Origin of the sequence: Neobacillus pocheonensis, assembly GCF_050477905.1 — a bacterium.
GTDB classification, from domain to species: domain Bacteria; phylum Bacillota; class Bacilli; order Bacillales; family Cytobacillaceae; genus Neobacillus; species Neobacillus pocheonensis_A.
The window spans coordinates 33,406-50,285 of the sequence record NZ_JBCNAD010000012.1 but is presented as its reverse complement, the minus strand read 5'-3'; the positions used below and the strand labels follow the sequence as shown (position 1 = coordinate 50,285).

Sequence of the window (16,880 nt, the reverse complement as noted above, 5' to 3'; positions counted from 1 at the left end):
TACTGATAATTGTATCAATGACATATTTAGGAGGATAATAACTCTAGAAAGATTATGTAGGAGGTTTTAGTTTATGTTCTTGAAAAAGATTCCTTTTCTACTAATCCCACTCATCCTGTTTTATACTCCTTTCTCTCGCCATGTATATGCAGCAGAGAACCAAGGAATTATCGATTTGCGTATCCTTGAAACCACTGATTTACATTCTTCTTTGGTCAATTATGATTACTATCAAACAAAAGTGGATAACCGCATCGGTCTCGTAAAAACCGCTACACTCATACATCAAGCAAGGAATGAGGTTAAAAATTCCTTATTGTTTGATGACGGCGACCATTTAAAAGGCAATCCACTCGGTGAGTATCTGGCAAGGATAAGAGGAATAAATCATGGAAAAACTCACCCCGTGTACAGGGCCTTCAATTCTTTAGGCTATGATGCTATCGCAATTGGTAATCATGAGTTTAATTATGGGCTAAAGTTTTTGAATGCGGCTATTAAAGGGGCCAATATGCCTGTATTAAATGCAAACGTTTTTTCCGTTAAAAAAAATAAACCCTATTTTACACCCTATATTATTTTAAAAAGGCAGGTTGTTGATCAAAGCGGAACAAAGCACACCTTAAAGATTGGGGTTATTGGCTTCATGCCAACTCAAATCATGAAATGGGATAAAGCTAATTTAGAAGGAAAGGTATATGCAAAACCCATTATAGATGCTGCAAAGGAATTTATTCCGATGATGAAAGCTAAAGGAGCGGATCTCATTATTGCCCTTGCTCATACAGGAATTAGCAGCGAGCCTTATAATTCTGAAACTGAAAACGCTGTCTATTATTTAACGAAATTTCCTGAAATTGATGCTGTACTTGCCGGTCATTCTCATAGTGTTTTCCCAGGTCCTATTTTTCAAAATCTCGCTAATACTAATATGACAAAGGGCTTGATAAACAATAAGCCGGTGGTAATGGCCGGATCCTTCGGCAGCCGTCTTGGAATTATCGATTTAAAAATCGGAAAAATAGCCGGAAAGTGGACAGTATTACAAGGAACTTCCACTACTAAAGCTATTAGTGATGAGAATGGGAGATCTCTTGTAAAAACTGATAAACGTTTATTTAGAATCATAAAATTCGAACATCAAGAAACGGTGGATTTTATTAGAAAATTAGGCCTATAGTAATCAGGAAAGAGTAAGTCTTGCTTTACATCCCCGGTTTACTTTTATAAAATTAAGTAAATAATAAATACGGTAAAATCTTGGTGGAGTCTGTCAAATCGGGCTCCTTTTTGCATTTTTTTAGACACCGTAAAATAATTTGGGAGAAGAGGTTAAACATGTCAACACAAGCCTACATCGCCATTGGCGTATTTCTTTTTACATATGCCTTCATCGTTACAGAAAAAATACATCGCACCATTATTGCAATGGCCGGCGCCATCATGATGGTCATACTTGGGATTGTCGGGCAGGAAAAAGCCCTCCACCATATTGACTTTAATACCCTTGGTTTACTAACTGGAATGATGATTATTGTCGCCATAACCTCTGAAACAGGGCTTTTTAAATACATAGCGATTTGGTCTGCAAAAAAGGTAAACGGAAACCCCATTAAAATCCTGATTGTCCTAGGGATTATTACGGCTTTAGGTTCGGCCTTTTTAGATAATGTTACGACTGTCCTATTGATGGTGCCCGTTACATTCAGTATTACAAGACAATTGCGGGTGAACCCGATTCCCTTCTTAATCACTGAAGTAATAGCCTCTAATATAGGTGGAACCTCAACACTTATCGGAGATCCGCCAAATATCATGATAGGAAGTGCAGTAAAGGAGTTGACCTTCATGGCATTTATTTACAATCTTACTGCAATTACATTTTTTATATTATTTGTCAATATAGGCATTTTGGCTTTTATTTATCGAAAACAGTTAAAAACTTCTGCAGAATTACGGGCGAATTTAATGGACTTGGATGAAAAGGAAGAAATCACGGACAAAGGTCTTTTAAAGAAGTCTCTATTTGCTCTAATACTAACGATTTTGGGTTTCTTCCTTCATCAGATGTTCCATATTGAATCTGCTACCGTAGCTTTAGCAGGTGCATTTCTTTTACTTTTATTAACAGGAGAAAGCTATCTAGATAAGGCCTTTTCAAAGGTAGAATGGACAACCATCTTTTTCTTTATCGGATTGTTCGTCCTTGTTTCTGGATTGATCGAGACTGGAGTAATATCGTTATTAGCTGATTATTCGGTTCATTTAACTGGAGGGGACGTTACGTCCACATCTTTATTAATTTTATGGGTGAGTGCAATTGCCTCTGCTTTTATTGACAATATCCCATTTGTAGCCACAATGATTCCGATGATTAAGGACATGGGAGATCTGGGAATTCAAAATTTAGAGCCATTGTGGTGGAGCCTATCACTTGGGGCATGTTTAGGAGGTAACGGAACTTTAATTGGGGCGAGTGCCAATGTCATTGTGGCCGGACTTGCTGCGAAGGAAGGATATTCCATTACGTTCGGTAAATTCCTGATTATCGCGTTCCCCTTAATGATTCTTTCTATTTTAATTTGTACCGTCTATATTTATCTTAGATATTTAATTTAGGGGGAAATTGGAATGATGGTAGAGTATAAATATGACGAGAAACAACTTGAGATAAAAGAAACGGCTAACGGGGAAGATATTGAAATTTCCATTACACTGTTTGATAGTGAATTAAAGAATAACCTCAAAAAAGTTCGTGAATATTTTGATGAAAATAAAGTCATCTCAGATATTTATTATTACATTCATCCTAATAACAGATATCAGATCATCGTGAGAAAAGACTATTATAATGAATTTATCATTCAATTATTTCGGCAACAACTTTTGCAAGAATTGAAATGGGTATAACTATCGGCTGCCATGAAAGTGGCAGCCGATTATTTAAATTATTTACAAAGAGTTTCAATTTTTTCATGGTCTTTCATGCTGCATAACTTTATATCCATTTTGGAATTATACAACGAATAACAATTTCTTCCATTCCTTTTCGAATGATACATTGCAAGATCAGAATGCTTTATGAGATCATTGATGTCTTCACCATGTTGGGGATATAAGCTGATGCCGATACTTGGTGAGATGGTAAATTTTTGACCGCAAATTGTAAAGGGTTCTTTCATCACCTTTAGAATAAACTTACTAACTTCATAAACTTTTTCCATGGATTCAAGATTTGGGAGTAAAAGAACGAATTCGTCCCCTCCGAACCTTGCAAGAATATCTTCTCCGCAAATGCAATCACTTAACCTTTGGGCAACGGCCTTTAATAAGATATCGCCGGCTTGATGCCCTAAACTGTCATTTATGATTTTGAAATGATCTAAATCAAGGAGGATAACCCCTGCCATTTCCTCGTTGTTCTTATTGCCAGTTTGAAACTTCTCAAGAAAAGATTTAACAAACCAGCGATTCGGCAGCCCAGTTAAGGCATCATGATACGCCATATGAGCAATCTTTTCTTCTGCTTTTTTTAATTCCGTAATATCTAATCCGAAGCCCAGCAGAAATTCTTCATTGGAGTCAGGGACTTCAATAATCGTTTTTCCGCTGAACATATGAAATTCCTTCCCTTGAAATCCAGCCATTAACTCGTTTGTAACCATGCTCCGTCTGCGCCAAACTTCAAGATCTATATCACGGTTCATCTTAGCAATATTCTTGGGGAAAAAATCAAAGACTGTTTTACCAATTAACTCCTCTAACTTCATTCCATTCATTTCACATGCCTGTTTATTGGCAAATATCGTTTTTCCTTCAGAATCCTCTAAATAGATATTTATTGGCAAGGCATCCAAAACCATTGAATGCAGGGATGAATTAAGTCGAAGTTGCTTAATCAGTTCTGCTTCTCTTTCTTCCAGTTCTTTTATTCTTAATTGTAAATTTTCGATATTTTTATCATTTTGAGAATGGTTGTTCAAGTTCTTTATCACGCCTTTTGTAAAATATCTTTATTTACGTAATATCTTAATTATATTTTATAACTGATTATCTCTTAAACTTTTTTCATTTATAACAATTTAATGAAATCAATCCCATTATTATACAATAAAAAACGGCTATCAAGTTGATAACCGCTTTTGCTTTCTTATTTAACCCACTTTTTCTGAAAGGCAGATATGCTAGCATATTCTTCTTTTAACAGACGAGAGAGTCGAATATAGATGGGGATTATTTCTTGATAGATCTGTACATTCTCCTGAATAGGCTCATGATGGTTTGTTGCCCCGACCATTTCGGAAACGACATTTAATGAGTCGACTTCACCTAAACTGTATAAACCAAGAAGGGCAGCACCTAGGCAAGAGCTTTCAAAGCTCTCAGGAATATTGACCTCTTGATTAAAAATATCCGCCATCATTTGCCGCCAAAGCTCTGAGCGGGCAAACCCTCCTGTTGCCTGAATTCTTTTCGGTTCCCCAATTAATTCTTCTAATGCAAGGAGAACCGTATACAAGTTAAGAATAACTCCTTCTAAAACAGCCCTGATTAAGTGTTCTTTTTTATGATGCAACCCTAAACCGAAAAAGGAACCACGGGCATTCGCGTCCCAAATTGGTGCACGTTCCCCGGCAAAATAAGGGTGAAATAATAGTCCGTCAGAACCAGGCGATACTAAGGAAGCAATCTCGGTTAACACTTCGTATGGGTCTTTTCCCAAACGTTTAGCAGTTTCTACTTCAGCAGAACCAAGTTGATCCCTGACCCATCTAAATAACATTCCCCCATTATTCACAGGACCACCAATGACCCAATGATTTTCCGTTAGGGCATAGCAGAAAATTCTTCCCTTTGGATCAGTAACAGGTTTATCTGTAACAGTTCTGATTGCTCCGCTTGTCCCAATAGTAACAGCCACTACACCTGGATCGATGGCATTTACGCCTAAATTTGATAACACACCATCACTTGCTCCGACAACAAACGGAATGGACTTAGGAAGCATCATTTCGTCTGCAAAGTTCTCATCCAAACCGCTAAGGCTAAAGGTAGTGGAGACAGGCTTGGATAGCTTATCACTAGAAATCCCAGCAACTTTCAGAGCTTCTTCATCCCATTGTAACGTGGTTAAATTAAACATACCTGTAGCTGAAGCGATAGAATAATCAATTACGTATTGGTTAAACAGTTTATAAAAAACGTATTCTTTAATAGAAATAAATTTATATGTACGATTAAAAATCTCAGCCTGATCTTCTTTTAACCAAACTAATTTTGATAGAGGTGACATGGGATGAATAGGAGTACCAGTTCGAAGATAAATGTCGTGTCCATTCATTTCAGTTAATAATTTCTCTGCCCATTCTGCACTTCTATTATCTGCCCATGTTATACACCTCGTAATTGGTTTGCCGGATTCATCCACTGCAATAACACTGTGCATCGCAGAACTAAAGGAAATACAAAGGATATCACTAGGTGAAGTCTCACTTTTTTTGATAACAGTCTTTATGGTATCGATCACCGCTTGAAAAATTTCTTCAGGATCTTGTTCTGCTGTTGCAGGAGTCGGTGAAAATAACGGATATTCAATTCCATGAGTGGCTATGACGGTCCCATTCGTCGCAAACAGAACCGATTTTGTACTGGTCGTCCCAATATCAACGCCAATAACATATTTTGCATTCATTATTCTTCCTCCAATTTCACACTAATTAATATTTTTTAAAATTGAAATCGTTTGCAAGAAATTTTTTTCCACGCCTATTATTATGTTATACTGATAGTATCCACTTATTTAGAAAGGACATCCGCAAAATGACAGAAAGTTGTCTCGGAAAAATTCGCTCTTATTACGCAAGATTTAGTGATAAAGAAAAGAAAATTGCCAATTATATTTTAGATTACCCCGATAAAATTATCCATAGCACCATCAATGAAGTGGCCGAAGATTTAAATGTTGCCGATGCCACTGTATTCCGTTTTTGTAAACGAATTGGCTTTAAAGGCTATCAAGCCATGAAAATTGCGCTTGCATCAGAGATAATTACACCGATGAAGCAAATTCATGAGGAAATAACAGAACACGACAGTGCCAAAACCATTTCAGAAAAAGTGTTTAAATCCAATATTCGAACCCTTGAAAATACATTACAAATCCTGGACAGCGTTTCTCTTCAAAAAGCAGTTGACCTGCTTCATAATGCCGAAAGAGTGGAGCTTTACGGTACTGGAGGTTCTGCTGTTATCGCAATGGATGCGTATCACAAGTTTATTCGATCTGGGTTAAAAGTATTTGCGTTTCCAGATTCTCATTTTCAGCTAATGTCCGCATCACAATTAACGAAGAATGATGTCGCTGTGGTCATTTCCCATTCTGGAACAAATAAAGATTCTACAAATATTTTAAACACCGCCATTGAAAGCGGTGCCAAAACGATAGGTATAACAAGTTTCCCTAAGTCGCCAATCAGCCAAAATGTTGATGTCGCCTTATACACAAGTTCAGACGAGACAGAATATCGCTCAGAGGCACTGGCTTCTAGAATTGCTCAGTTAAGCCTCATTGATGCCCTATATGTAAATTTAATGATTTTAAATAAGGAAAAAGCAAAGACAGCCATCGAAAAAATTAGAGATGCTATTTCCGATACGCGAATCTAATAATTTTTCAACTCAAAAAGATGAACCCATAAACGGATTCATCTTTTTTATATTACATATTAAACAAAGACATTCAGAATGAGAATAAAAACTAATGCTGCTGTTGCAATGATGGTTTCAAGTGCAGTCCATGTCATTAATGTTTCTTTTACAGACATACCGAAATATTCTTTGAACATCCAGAAACCTGCATCATTAACGTGTGAAAGAATAAGTGAGCCTGCACCTGTTGCTAATACTAGAAGTTCAGGACTTGAACCAGGCATAGCTGCTGCAATTGGTGCAACAATACCTGCTGCTGTCATCATCGATACGGTAGCTGATCCAGTTGCCACACGAATCATCGCTGCGATTCCCCAACCTAAAAGGATTGGTGACATATGCGATTCTTTTGCTAAGTCAGCGATATATGTTCCGATACCAGAATCAAGTAATACTTTATTAAATGCTCCACCTGCACCAATAACTAATATGATGGAAGCAGTTGGCGCTAAACAGTCATTTGTAAATTTCAAGATTTTTTCACGGTTCATACCACGAGCGAAACCAAGGCTAAAGAATGAGAATACAGTTGCAATCAATAATGCAACAACTGGATCTCCCAAGAATTTAAGTGCTTTATAGCCAAAGCTTGCTTTGTCTAATTGGATTTCCGCTATAGATGCAATTAGCATTAGAATAACAGGAAGAAGGACTGTAAAAATAGTATTGAAAAAACTTGGTAATTCCTTTAAATCCTTTGGAGCTGCCATTTGTTCTGCTAATTCTTTTGGAACATCTTTATGGATACGTTTTCCAATCCAGCTTCCATATACAGGACCTGCAAGGATTGCAGTTGGTAGACCTACGATAATCGAATATAGGATAGTTTTACCAACATCGGCTTTAAAAATTCCTACTGCTGCCATTGCTGCTGGATGTGGCGGTACTAATCCATGTACGACTGAAAGACCTGCTACTAAAGGTACACCGATTTTAACTAATGAAACTCCAGTTTGACGCGCAATCGTAAAAGCTAATGGAATTAATAGTACAAATCCAACCTGAAAGAATACAGAAATACCTACGATAAAACCAACAAACATCATTGCCCAGTGGACATTTTTTTGACCAAAACGGTTAATCAGCGTTTGTGCAATTCGTTCAGCACCGCCAGATTCAGCCATCATTTTACCAAGCATTGTTCCAAGTCCAAGGACAATCGCAAGGAAACCTAATGTATTACCCATTCCTGCTTTAATAGAATCAATAATACCAGGGTGTTCTGGATCTGGAGCGATTAAAGGCATTCCCGTTGCCAACCCTACTCCGATTGCGGTAATAATAAGCGCCACAAATGGATTTAACTTTGCAACTGTAATTAACAATAGAAGCGCGACAATTGCGGCAAAAACAATTACTAATAACATTAATGAGACCCCCTAAATTTCTTTATAACAATTTGTAAACATTTTCTGAAAGCACTTTCATGTGTAAATTGATTATATGAAAAAAAATTTCTTTATGCAATACTTTTTTTAAAAAAATATTTAATGAAATATTAGGAAATAAAAAGAGTTACTGTTATCATTAATCTGAACAGTAACTCTTTTTTTATTCTTTATTTAATATTTCATAAACTTCTTTAAAAATACTTTGCTATATCTTGTGCCAGCTTTTCATATTTCTCAAAAACCTTTTTATAAATTTCACTGTTTTCCTTGTTTGGAATAATGGCTTCTCCCATTGGAATATTACTTTTAATCTCTTCATAAGAATTTACTTTTCCTGTTGCCACTAAAGCTGTCCATGCTGCCCCCCATGCTGCACTATGATGACTTTCTGAAACATAGATTTCAGCCTCAAATACATCTGCCATCATTTGCAGCCATAAAGGAGACCTTGATAAACCGCCATTTACATAAATCTTATGGGGCTCACCGACTAACCTTTCTAAAGCTTTCCCAATTTGATATAGATTAAAAGTAATTCCTTCTAGCACAGCACGAATAAAATGTTCTTTTTTATGAGTAATGGAAACTCCATAAAAATTCCCTTTGGCCTGCTGATTCCAAAGCGGTGCTCTTTCTCCGTTTAAATAGGGTAGAAAAATAATCCCATCCGCGTCAGGTGCAACCTTGTCAGCTTCTGCAAGAAACTCATCGTAACTTCCTTCGTAGTTCAAGAGATCCTTTAACCATTGTAGGGCAATTCCGCCATTATTCGTTGGACCCCCAATGATGGAAGTATTCTCGGTAAAGGAATAACAAAAGGTTTCTTGGTTACTGCTAATTTTTACGCCTTTTGTAAATTGTCTAATCGCTCCGCTTGTCCCTACTGAAACAGCAGCCTCACCAGGGAGAATCGCCCCAATTCCTAAGTTTGCCAACTGCCCGTCAGCCGCTCCAATCACGAAAGGCATAGCAGGCTGAATGCCCATTTCTTCCGATATGGCCAAATTAATACCAGTTAATATTTTAGTAGGCGGAACGATTTCCGATAGCTGATGTTCGTCTACTCCCGTTAAAGTTAATAATTCCTCATCCCAGGTATGGGTCGTTGGATTAAACAGCCCGGTAGCAGATGCCATCGAATAATCAATGACCCGCTTGTTAAACCAACATTGAAGCAGATACTCTTTTATCGACATAAAGTATTCTGCTAGTTTATAAGGTTCATAGTTTGTTTCTTTCATCCATATAAGTTTTATGAATGGTGTCATCGGATGAATTGGTGCACCAGTGTTTAAATAATGCTTATTCCCAGTGGTCTCCAAAATTTTGTCAACTTGTTCATGGCCTCTTCCATCCGCCCAAATGAGCGCTGGTGATAGCGGCTTTTTATTTTTATCAACGCAAACGAGAGAATGCATCGCAGCTGAAATTCCAATCGACAGTAGTTCATTCTTATCGATGTTTGCTTTCTTAATAGAATTCCTGATCGCTTGAACAGCTAATCGCTCGATTTCAACTGGATCTTGCTCCACCCACCCCTGCTGAGGATAATAGGATGTAATCATCTCTTCTGTTTCCGCGATTAATGTTCCAGTTAAATTAAAAACACATGCTTTTACACTTGTTGTTCCAATATCAAGACCCATTACATACTCTTTTAACATGTTTCATCTTCCTTCTTTACTTGTTAAAAGAAAAAGCCTTGGATGATTCCAAAGCCTTTTCATTTAGTTGCTGAAATTAGGATAAAACCTTGTTCATACTGCCAGACTGATAACCAAGTAAATCTAATGTTATATATTTATAGCCATATGCTTGAAGTTCCTTGACAATTGAATCATGGTTTTCCAGAAGGATTTTCATATCGTTTGGCTCTACTTCAATTCTAGCAATCTCTTGATGTGTTCGAACACGTACCTGACGGATATTAAATGATTTTAAAAAGCTCTCCGCTTTTTCAACCTTCGTCAACTTTTCTTTCGTGATATATTCACCATAGGCAATCCGTGAAGATAGACAGGCAAACGATGGTTTATCCCAGGTCGGTAAATCGAAATTCCGGGAAAGTTCCCTTATTTCTTCTTTAAAAAGATTTGCTTCCTGAAGCGGTCCGCGGATTCCTTTTTCTTTTGCAGCCTGCATACCTGGTCGGTGTTCATTCATATCATCGGCAATAACACCATAAATCACATTTTGAAATCCCTTTTCTTCCATAACCGGAATTAAGTGATCAAATAAACTGCTTTTACAAAAATAGCATCGATTCTTATTGTTTTCTGCATAGCCAGGAATCGCTAATTCTGATGTTTCAATTACCTGATGTTTAACACCAATTTTTCCAGCGAGAATTTTAGCCTCTTCAAGTTCGCTGGAAGGATAGGTTTCTGAGTCTGCCGTTACGGCTAATACTTGGTCACGCCCTAAAGTTTCCACCGCTGCTTTTAAGAGAAACGTACTATCGACACCGCCTGAGAATGCGACAACTACTGATTTCATATCCCGGAGAATAGACTGTAGGTTTTCATACTTTTCTATCTGCATGGTCCCCTCTCCTCTCTTGTTAAAGACATTGACTTTTATATATTTATGTGTCTTATTAAATTGTCATGCTTCCAAAGCCGCCATCCACTCGAATCATAGCTCCTGTTACAAAGCTTGAAGCTTTTTCTGATGCAAGCCAAACGGTTGCTCCTTGAAGCTCTTCCGCTTCCCCAAAACGATTCATTGGAGTATGTCTCATAATGGACTCAATTCGTTCTTTATCTAATATTTTTCTGTTTTGCTCAGCCGGAAAGAAACCTGGAATGATGGCATTCACACGAATTCCGTTTGGAGCAAATTCACGGGCTAAAAATTGAGTAACACTGTTTAGTCCTGCTTTAGATACGGAGTACGTAAATACTCTAGAAAGAGGTGTTGTGGAAGAGACAGATGAAATATTAATAATACTGCCCTTTCTCTCCTGTTCGATCATTCTTTTGGCGAAAATTTGACAGGTTAACACAATCCCTTTTAGGTTAATATCCATGATTTTATCATACTCATCCATTCCTAGTTCAAAGAATGGAGTCGCACTATTTGTACCTGGTGCATTTAAAAGGATATCCCAGCCGCCGGACCATTGTTCTATTTCGTTTGCAGCATTCAATAGTGAATCCTTAGAACTGACATCCGCAGCAAATGCTTTTGCTTCTCCGCCGCTTTGTTCAATTTCCTTGACAACTTCTTCTGCTTTTTCACTATTACGGCCGACAATTGCTACTTTGGCACCGTGGGCTGCTAATCCTTTTGCCATCGCCGAACCTAAAACACCATTTCCCCCAATTGCTACTGCTGTTTTTCCAGTCAAATCAAATAAGTTTGTCATATTTCTTCTCCCCCATATTTTTTAGAATAAATTTCCCTTTTCATCAAAAGGAATTTCATAGACTTCTGATACTTGCTCCATATTTGGATGATTTTTTATATATCCGAGCAACGGTTCCGACACTTCGATTTCACTAAGCTTTAACGTATTCTTGATTCGTACGAGTTTAACTGTCTTAAAATCCAAGATATTGCATGTCTTTATAGCCGCTTGAATCGTCTGCTTATCGGTAGGCAAGGTGGTTGCAATTTTTGTAGGAGCGACAACGGTTGACGTTAAACCATTGGCATAGGTTCCTTCTAAATCCATTTTGTCTACCAGGCGCTGGGTGGTAAAATCCGCCGTTCCCACCCCGTTGGCATTTCCTTCAGACTGCGGAGTAACATCAAGCACGACCATTTTGTTTACATCAGGACCACCTGATGCATATGGGGTTGGATAGCGGCCCGTGATATTTGGGTCCATTCCATCACCAGAGATATTTTTTCCAATTTCATCGATTACAAGGACGTCTATTTGATCAAAAAATAATTTCGGTAATAATGCTTTCGCTTGTTTCTGTAGTTCCGGTTCTTTTTCGATAATTTCATCTATTGTCAATACATCTACTATGGCGACTTTGTCAAAGGCATTTTCAATCGATGCCACTCCGAAAAGGAATGGTGTTTTTTCCATAATAATTTTTGCCATTGCCGGTACATTTTCGGCCATATACTTAAATCCCATTTGATGGCAGGCTTCTGCCCCTTTTTGTTTGCCTAGACCAATACTAATCATTTTCATGATGCCGCTTTCTACTGGTCCCCTGAATGCCGTATGTGGTTTCACTCGATTGATAACCACAATTCCATCAGCTTCAGAAGCGTATTTATCAATATAAACTGGCAGCCCATTCGGCAATTCGCTAATTTTTATGACTTCCATCGATGAGCGAATCTCACAGCCGACACTTTCCTTTGTAACTCCAAGATGCGCTAATACTTCTCGCTGTCCTTCTGCTGTCGCACCGCCATGACTTCCCATACTTGGCACAATGAAGGGTTTTGCTCCTAATTCTTTTAAAAATTGGACGGTTACAGCAGTAAGTTCGACGAGGCGGTCAAGGCCTCGGCTTCCCACCGCTATCGCGATTTCCATCCCTGGCCTGATTTGTTTCTCGATATCTTCCCGCTGCAATTTTTCCAACAGTTCTTTACCGAGATTATCAATCATAGCATCATCAAACTTTACTTGCACTTTGGCCATTTTAGGTACCGGAATATCTTTTAATAATTCTTGCAGAATACCCATGGATATCTCACTCCTTTTCGTCGTATAAAGTGTTCCACACGGGATAATATTCCATGTAATCATTTCTTTTTTTAAAATTAAATTCAGGTGTAATCCCTTACATAATGAAGTTTAAAAAATGTTTTCATATAATTTGTTTACTAAACAAATTAATTACTTGTATATTATCATTATAGCTTAAAAACGTCAATGGATATGTTCTTTTCAAGGAGGAAAATATGGTCACCGGAGATGCTGCATATATCAAAAAAATCAATCGTTCCTTAATTCTCAGCAAAATTTTCGAGCATGGGATGATTTCCCGTTGCTGAAATCGTCTATAAACACCATCAAAGTGAAAACTTATTATCGGTAAGTTTGTATTCAGGGATTGGACTTGGAATGATGGTGGATCGCCAATGGCTGAAAGGATATCATGGTTATGCGGGAGAGATTGGGCATATGATTATCGTTCCGGAAGGAAAACCATGCAGATGCGGAAAGTTGGGTTGTTTTGAACAATATGCTTCTGAAGCCAGTTTTTTTAAGCAATTAGCCGAAATAAAAAATATTGACGTCATTAGCTTTGAAGCATTGAAAGATTGGATTTACAATCAGGAACCCATTACTTGTTGTCAAATTAAAAAGTTTATTAAATTCTTAACCGTCGGACTAAATAATATTATTAATCTATATAATCCTGAGATTATCGTGATCAATAGCGAGTTGCTCCGTTTGTATCCTGATGCCATATTAGAAATTAAGAAGCAATTGAATTCTTCAGTTGGCCATTATCGAGAACTGGTGATTTCAGAATTTGGAAAAAAGGCCTGTATCATGGGAGCCTGTGCATTAGGAATTAAGAATTTTTTAGAGGTTTCGGAAATAAGTTTGTCCGTGGCTTCAATTTAAAAATAAATGGAAAAATATCTTTCACAACTAGTAAGAACCAATTCACAAAAATAATAGTGAATTGGTTTTTTCTTTATTTAAAAATAAAAAAAGCAGACAGCATCCTACATCTGCCTACTTCTCACTTATTCTTAAAACCAGTCGGAATAACCCAATTCTCTCAAATGTTTAGCAGAGATCTCAAGGCACTCAAACGGATCGCGGCCGTAAGTGTTATCTTGCTCAACTAAGAAATACTGTGCCCCGCTTTCAAGTCCCGCTTCCACAATTGCTTTAATATCAAGGTTCCCTTCGCCAAGCTCTGCAAATTCAATTGTATTCGTAAAGATTTGCATAAATTTGGACATATCTTTAAAGTCGACGTTACTTAAATCCATCTGTCCGATACGATAATCTTTTAAGTGCAATAACGAAATTCGACCAGTATATTGTTTAACGAACTCGACAGGATTTTCGCCAGCTCTTTGGATCCAGTGAACATCCAGTTCAAAGCCAAGCTTCGATGTGTTATTTTTCATGAGATCCAACAGATAGACTCCATCATATTTTTGAAATTCAAGGTGATGGGTATGGTAGTATAATTCGATACCCTGCTCAGCTAATTTATGAGCCATTGCTTCTGCTTTTTCAATAAATTCCATAATTTTATCTTTATGGCCCATAACGGTTAATGGAAGCATACCGATACGTAGGAAATTACAATCTAGCGCCTTACAATCACTCACAATTTTATCAAAATCATTCGTCAAGGTCTCTCCAGGAGCTCCTGGAAGCATTGGCTCTAAAGCAGCTGACATTGCAGCAATTTTAATATCAAAGTCTACACTTGCTCTTCTTAATTCTGAAACATTTTCTGGAGTCATGGGAATTTGCGAAACTTCTACTGAATGATAGCCAAGCTCACTAACTTTTCTCATGGTTTCATAGGCACCCAGTTCTTCCACTTTGTCCTTAAGCATCATCATTTGAACGCCAATTTTACCTTTTTCCATTGTTTATCCCTCCATTTTGACTGTTTGTTTTGATTCAGAAGACTTACGGATTGCATCAATCATTTGAATCGATATCGCTGCATCTTTGGCGTGTACATAGTTGTTCGTACCATCTTCAATACATTGATGAAATAAGTGAATTAGCTTCTTATGACTGGCACCATAATAAAATTTAGTTCCTGGGACTTTTGCATCCTCAACTAATTCTTCCTTCATTCCGTCTTCATTTACTCTAGTTAAAATACTATCTTTAATCGTGAATTTACCTTTTTCAAAAATTACTTGAAGTTCCACACTCGAATTCACGGCATTTGCATTAGTAGCAAAAAATAAGCCAGTGGCACCGTTTTCAAATTGAATGCGTGCTGACGCTGAATCTTCCACTTCGATTTCATAGTCCAGTAACTGATCAACATTGCCGCGGATCGATTCAATCCTTCCCCCAAGCAGCTGCATTAAATCCATCGTATGAAGCGCTTGATTAATCATAACCCCGCCGCCGGCATATTTCATTTGACCGCGCCATGGCTTCACATCATAGTAGGATTTAGGTCTATGCCAAGCAACAAGTCCTTTAATTCCAACAATCTTGCCATACTCACCACTTTGTGCAATTTCTTGGAGCATTTCAAAGGACTCATTGTATCTGTTTTGAAAACAAACACAAATTTTTATATCCGGATGGTTATGTTCAAGTTCTACTATCTCTAGCGCTTCTTCCGTATTTAATCCAAGCGGCTTTTCGAGAAATACATGGACCCCTTTTTCGACACATGTCTTCGTCACGGGATTGTGCAGATAATGTGGCAGACAGATATGAACGACATCTAGCTCTTCCGACTCCAACATTTCTTGATAGTCTGTATAAAAGCGCGCTTCCGGAACAATGTTTCTAGCACCTTCGTCCAAATCACAAACTGCAATCAGTTCAACATTCGGGTTTGCTTTTATGGCTGGCAGATGGATAGTAGAAATGTCTCCTAGCCCAATTAATGCTGCTTTTAACATAAGCTTTTCCCCCTTTTTGAAACGAACTCAGGCGCCATGGATGGACGCCCCGAGTTCGTTTCATGTGATTGATTACTTTCTAACCGGATATTTGCCTTCTTCGGCAATACGTTTATTTAATTCTTCTAAGAATAAATCTTCATCAAATGGGATTTCTACTTCTTTGCCTAACCAGCTTGACAAGTGCATAGCATTTGCAAGTCTAACACCATTAATACCGTCACTGCCAGGTGCTAATAATGGGGTGCCTTCCACAATAGCAGAAGCAAAGTCATCTAATACAGCAATGTGCTGTTCGCCCCAAACATTACCAAAATCAAGTACTTCCTCAGTGAAAATATCACCTGCACCGCCGCCCATAAACAGCTTCATAACATCTGACATATCCATGGAATTGCTCATTTCATTTTCAGATTTCTTCAGGCGCTTGATGGTTACTTTCTTACTATCGTCTACCACGATTTTTCCTTTATCGCCCAGGATTTCTAAACGGTCAGTCCCCACTACATCGTGTGTACGAGTTACAAATACACCGGTAGCACCATTTCCATAATCAAATACTGCAGTCACATCGTCTTCAACAACAATATCTCTTTGATAGCCATAGTTTACTTTTGAATAAACCTTCTTCGGCATGCCGCAAATCCATTGAAGTAAATCAATTTGGTGTGGTGCTTGGTTTACAAGGACACCGCCGCCTTCTCCGCCCCAAGTTGCTCTCCATTCACTTTGATTGTAGTACCCTTGAGGTCTCCACCAGGTAGTAATAATCCAGTTGGTACTGCGAATGTTGCCAATCTCACCATTATCAATAAGTTCTTTTACTTTTTTATAAAGTGGATTTGTACGCTGGTTAAAGAAGATTGCAAACTTAAGTTCAGGCTTTGTTGCTGCAAAGTCGTTTAACTCTTTCACTTGTTTTGTATAAACACCAGCTGGTTTTTCCACTAATGCATGAATGTTTCTTTTTAGTGATTCGATTCCCATTTCAGGATGTAGATAATGCGGAACAGTTGTAACGACTGCATCAACGTCACCACTTCCAAGCATTTCGATATAATTATCGTAGAAAGGAACACCAGGATACTTCTCTTCTGCTACTTGTTTTTTAGCAGGATCATTATCACAGATCGCACCAATTACCATGTTTTTAACTTTGCCTTCAGCGATGAAGTTAGCATACATACCACCTTCTGCACCTAATCCAATAATCCCTAATCTTACATCTGCCAT

The 16,880-nt window shown here is 37.9% G+C and carries 15 protein-coding genes; 5 read left to right on the top strand and 10 right to left on the bottom strand.

What is annotated here, in order from left to right; genetic code table 11:
• Nucleotides 1-73 precede the first annotated feature (73 nt).
• From ABES02_RS06900 to ABES02_RS06890, 3 genes are all read left to right on the top strand, one after another.
• Nucleotides 74-1,180: a metallophosphoesterase gene (locus ABES02_RS06900; RefSeq protein WP_430132475.1), complete on the top strand. Its 1,107-nt coding sequence runs from the start codon at nt 74-76 to the stop codon at nt 1,178-1,180.
• Nucleotides 1,181-1,338: 158 nt separating this feature from the next.
• Nucleotides 1,339-2,619, top strand: coding sequence for an ArsB/NhaD family transporter (locus ABES02_RS06895; RefSeq protein ID WP_430132473.1), 1,281 nt, complete (start codon nt 1,339-1,341; stop codon nt 2,617-2,619).
• A gap of 12 nt (nt 2,620-2,631) precedes the next feature.
• Entirely contained in the window at nt 2,632-2,910 is a 279-nt protein-coding gene (locus ABES02_RS06890) for a hypothetical protein (protein ID WP_430132471.1), read from the top strand.
• Nucleotides 2,911-2,948: 38 nt separating this feature from the next.
• Here the strand turns inward: ABES02_RS06890 and ABES02_RS06885 are convergent, their stop codons facing one another.
• Nucleotides 2,949-3,983, bottom strand: coding sequence for a diguanylate cyclase domain-containing protein (locus ABES02_RS06885; protein ID WP_430132469.1), 1,035 nt, complete (start codon nt 3,981-3,983; stop codon nt 2,949-2,951).
• Between the two features lie 167 nt (nt 3,984-4,150).
• A complete protein-coding gene (gene gntK / locus ABES02_RS06880; protein ID WP_430132467.1) occupies nt 4,151-5,692 on the bottom strand; it encodes a gluconokinase in 1,542 nt (513 codons plus the stop codon).
• 128 nt (nt 5,693-5,820) lie between these two features.
• Here gntK and ABES02_RS06875 point away from each other — a divergent pair, with 128 nt between their 5' ends.
• A complete protein-coding gene (locus ABES02_RS06875; protein WP_430132465.1) occupies nt 5,821-6,666 on the top strand; it encodes a MurR/RpiR family transcriptional regulator in 846 nt (281 codons plus the stop codon).
• 59 nt (nt 6,667-6,725) lie between these two features.
• Here ABES02_RS06875 and ABES02_RS06870 read toward each other — a convergent pair whose 3' ends face one another.
• The 5 genes from ABES02_RS06870 to ABES02_RS06850 all read right to left on the bottom strand — a co-directional run bounded on the left by ABES02_RS06870 (nt 6,726) and on the right by ABES02_RS06850 (nt 12,756).
• Nucleotides 6,726-8,075: a GntP family permease gene (locus tag ABES02_RS06870; RefSeq protein ID WP_430132464.1), complete on the bottom strand. Its 1,350-nt coding sequence runs from the start codon at nt 8,073-8,075 to the stop codon at nt 6,726-6,728.
• Between the two features lie 215 nt (nt 8,076-8,290).
• Nucleotides 8,291-9,763, bottom strand: a complete 1,473-nt coding sequence (locus ABES02_RS06865) for a gluconokinase (protein ID WP_430132462.1) — start codon at nt 9,761-9,763, stop codon at nt 8,291-8,293.
• 76 nt (nt 9,764-9,839) lie between these two features.
• Entirely contained in the window at nt 9,840-10,640 is an 801-nt protein-coding gene (gene larE, locus ABES02_RS06860; RefSeq protein ID WP_430132460.1) for an ATP-dependent sacrificial sulfur transferase LarE, read from the bottom strand.
• A 55-nt stretch (nt 10,641-10,695) separates the two neighbouring features.
• Nucleotides 10,696-11,466, bottom strand: a complete 771-nt coding sequence (locus ABES02_RS06855) for an SDR family oxidoreductase (RefSeq protein ID WP_430132458.1) — start codon at nt 11,464-11,466, stop codon at nt 10,696-10,698.
• Between the two features lie 21 nt (nt 11,467-11,487).
• Nucleotides 11,488-12,756: a lactate racemase domain-containing protein gene (locus ABES02_RS06850; RefSeq protein ID WP_430132457.1), complete on the bottom strand. Its 1,269-nt coding sequence runs from the start codon at nt 12,754-12,756 to the stop codon at nt 11,488-11,490.
• Nucleotides 12,757-13,113: 357 nt separating this feature from the next.
• Between ABES02_RS06850 and ABES02_RS06845 the strand changes: the two genes are divergently transcribed.
• Nucleotides 13,114-13,647 carry an ROK family protein gene (locus ABES02_RS06845; RefSeq protein WP_430132455.1) on the top strand — a complete coding sequence of 178 codons (534 nt, stop codon included), beginning with the start codon at nt 13,114-13,116 and terminating at the stop codon, nt 13,645-13,647.
• A 131-nt stretch (nt 13,648-13,778) separates the two neighbouring features.
• Here the strand turns inward: ABES02_RS06845 and ABES02_RS06840 are convergent, their stop codons facing one another.
• The 3 genes from ABES02_RS06840 to ABES02_RS06830 all read right to left on the bottom strand — a co-directional run bounded on the left by ABES02_RS06840 (nt 13,779) and on the right by ABES02_RS06830 (nt 16,880).
• Complete coding sequence (locus ABES02_RS06840) at nt 13,779-14,639, bottom strand: sugar phosphate isomerase/epimerase family protein (protein WP_430132453.1); 861 nt, start codon at nt 14,637-14,639, stop codon at nt 13,779-13,781.
• A gap of 3 nt (nt 14,640-14,642) precedes the next feature.
• A complete protein-coding gene (locus tag ABES02_RS06835; RefSeq protein WP_430132451.1) occupies nt 14,643-15,647 on the bottom strand; it encodes a Gfo/Idh/MocA family protein in 1,005 nt (334 codons plus the stop codon).
• 72 nt (nt 15,648-15,719) lie between these two features.
• The gene (locus ABES02_RS06830; protein ID WP_430132449.1) at nt 15,720-16,880 is read right to left on the bottom strand and encodes a Gfo/Idh/MocA family protein; all 1,161 of its coding nucleotides are present in this window, start codon (nt 16,878-16,880) and stop codon (nt 15,720-15,722) included.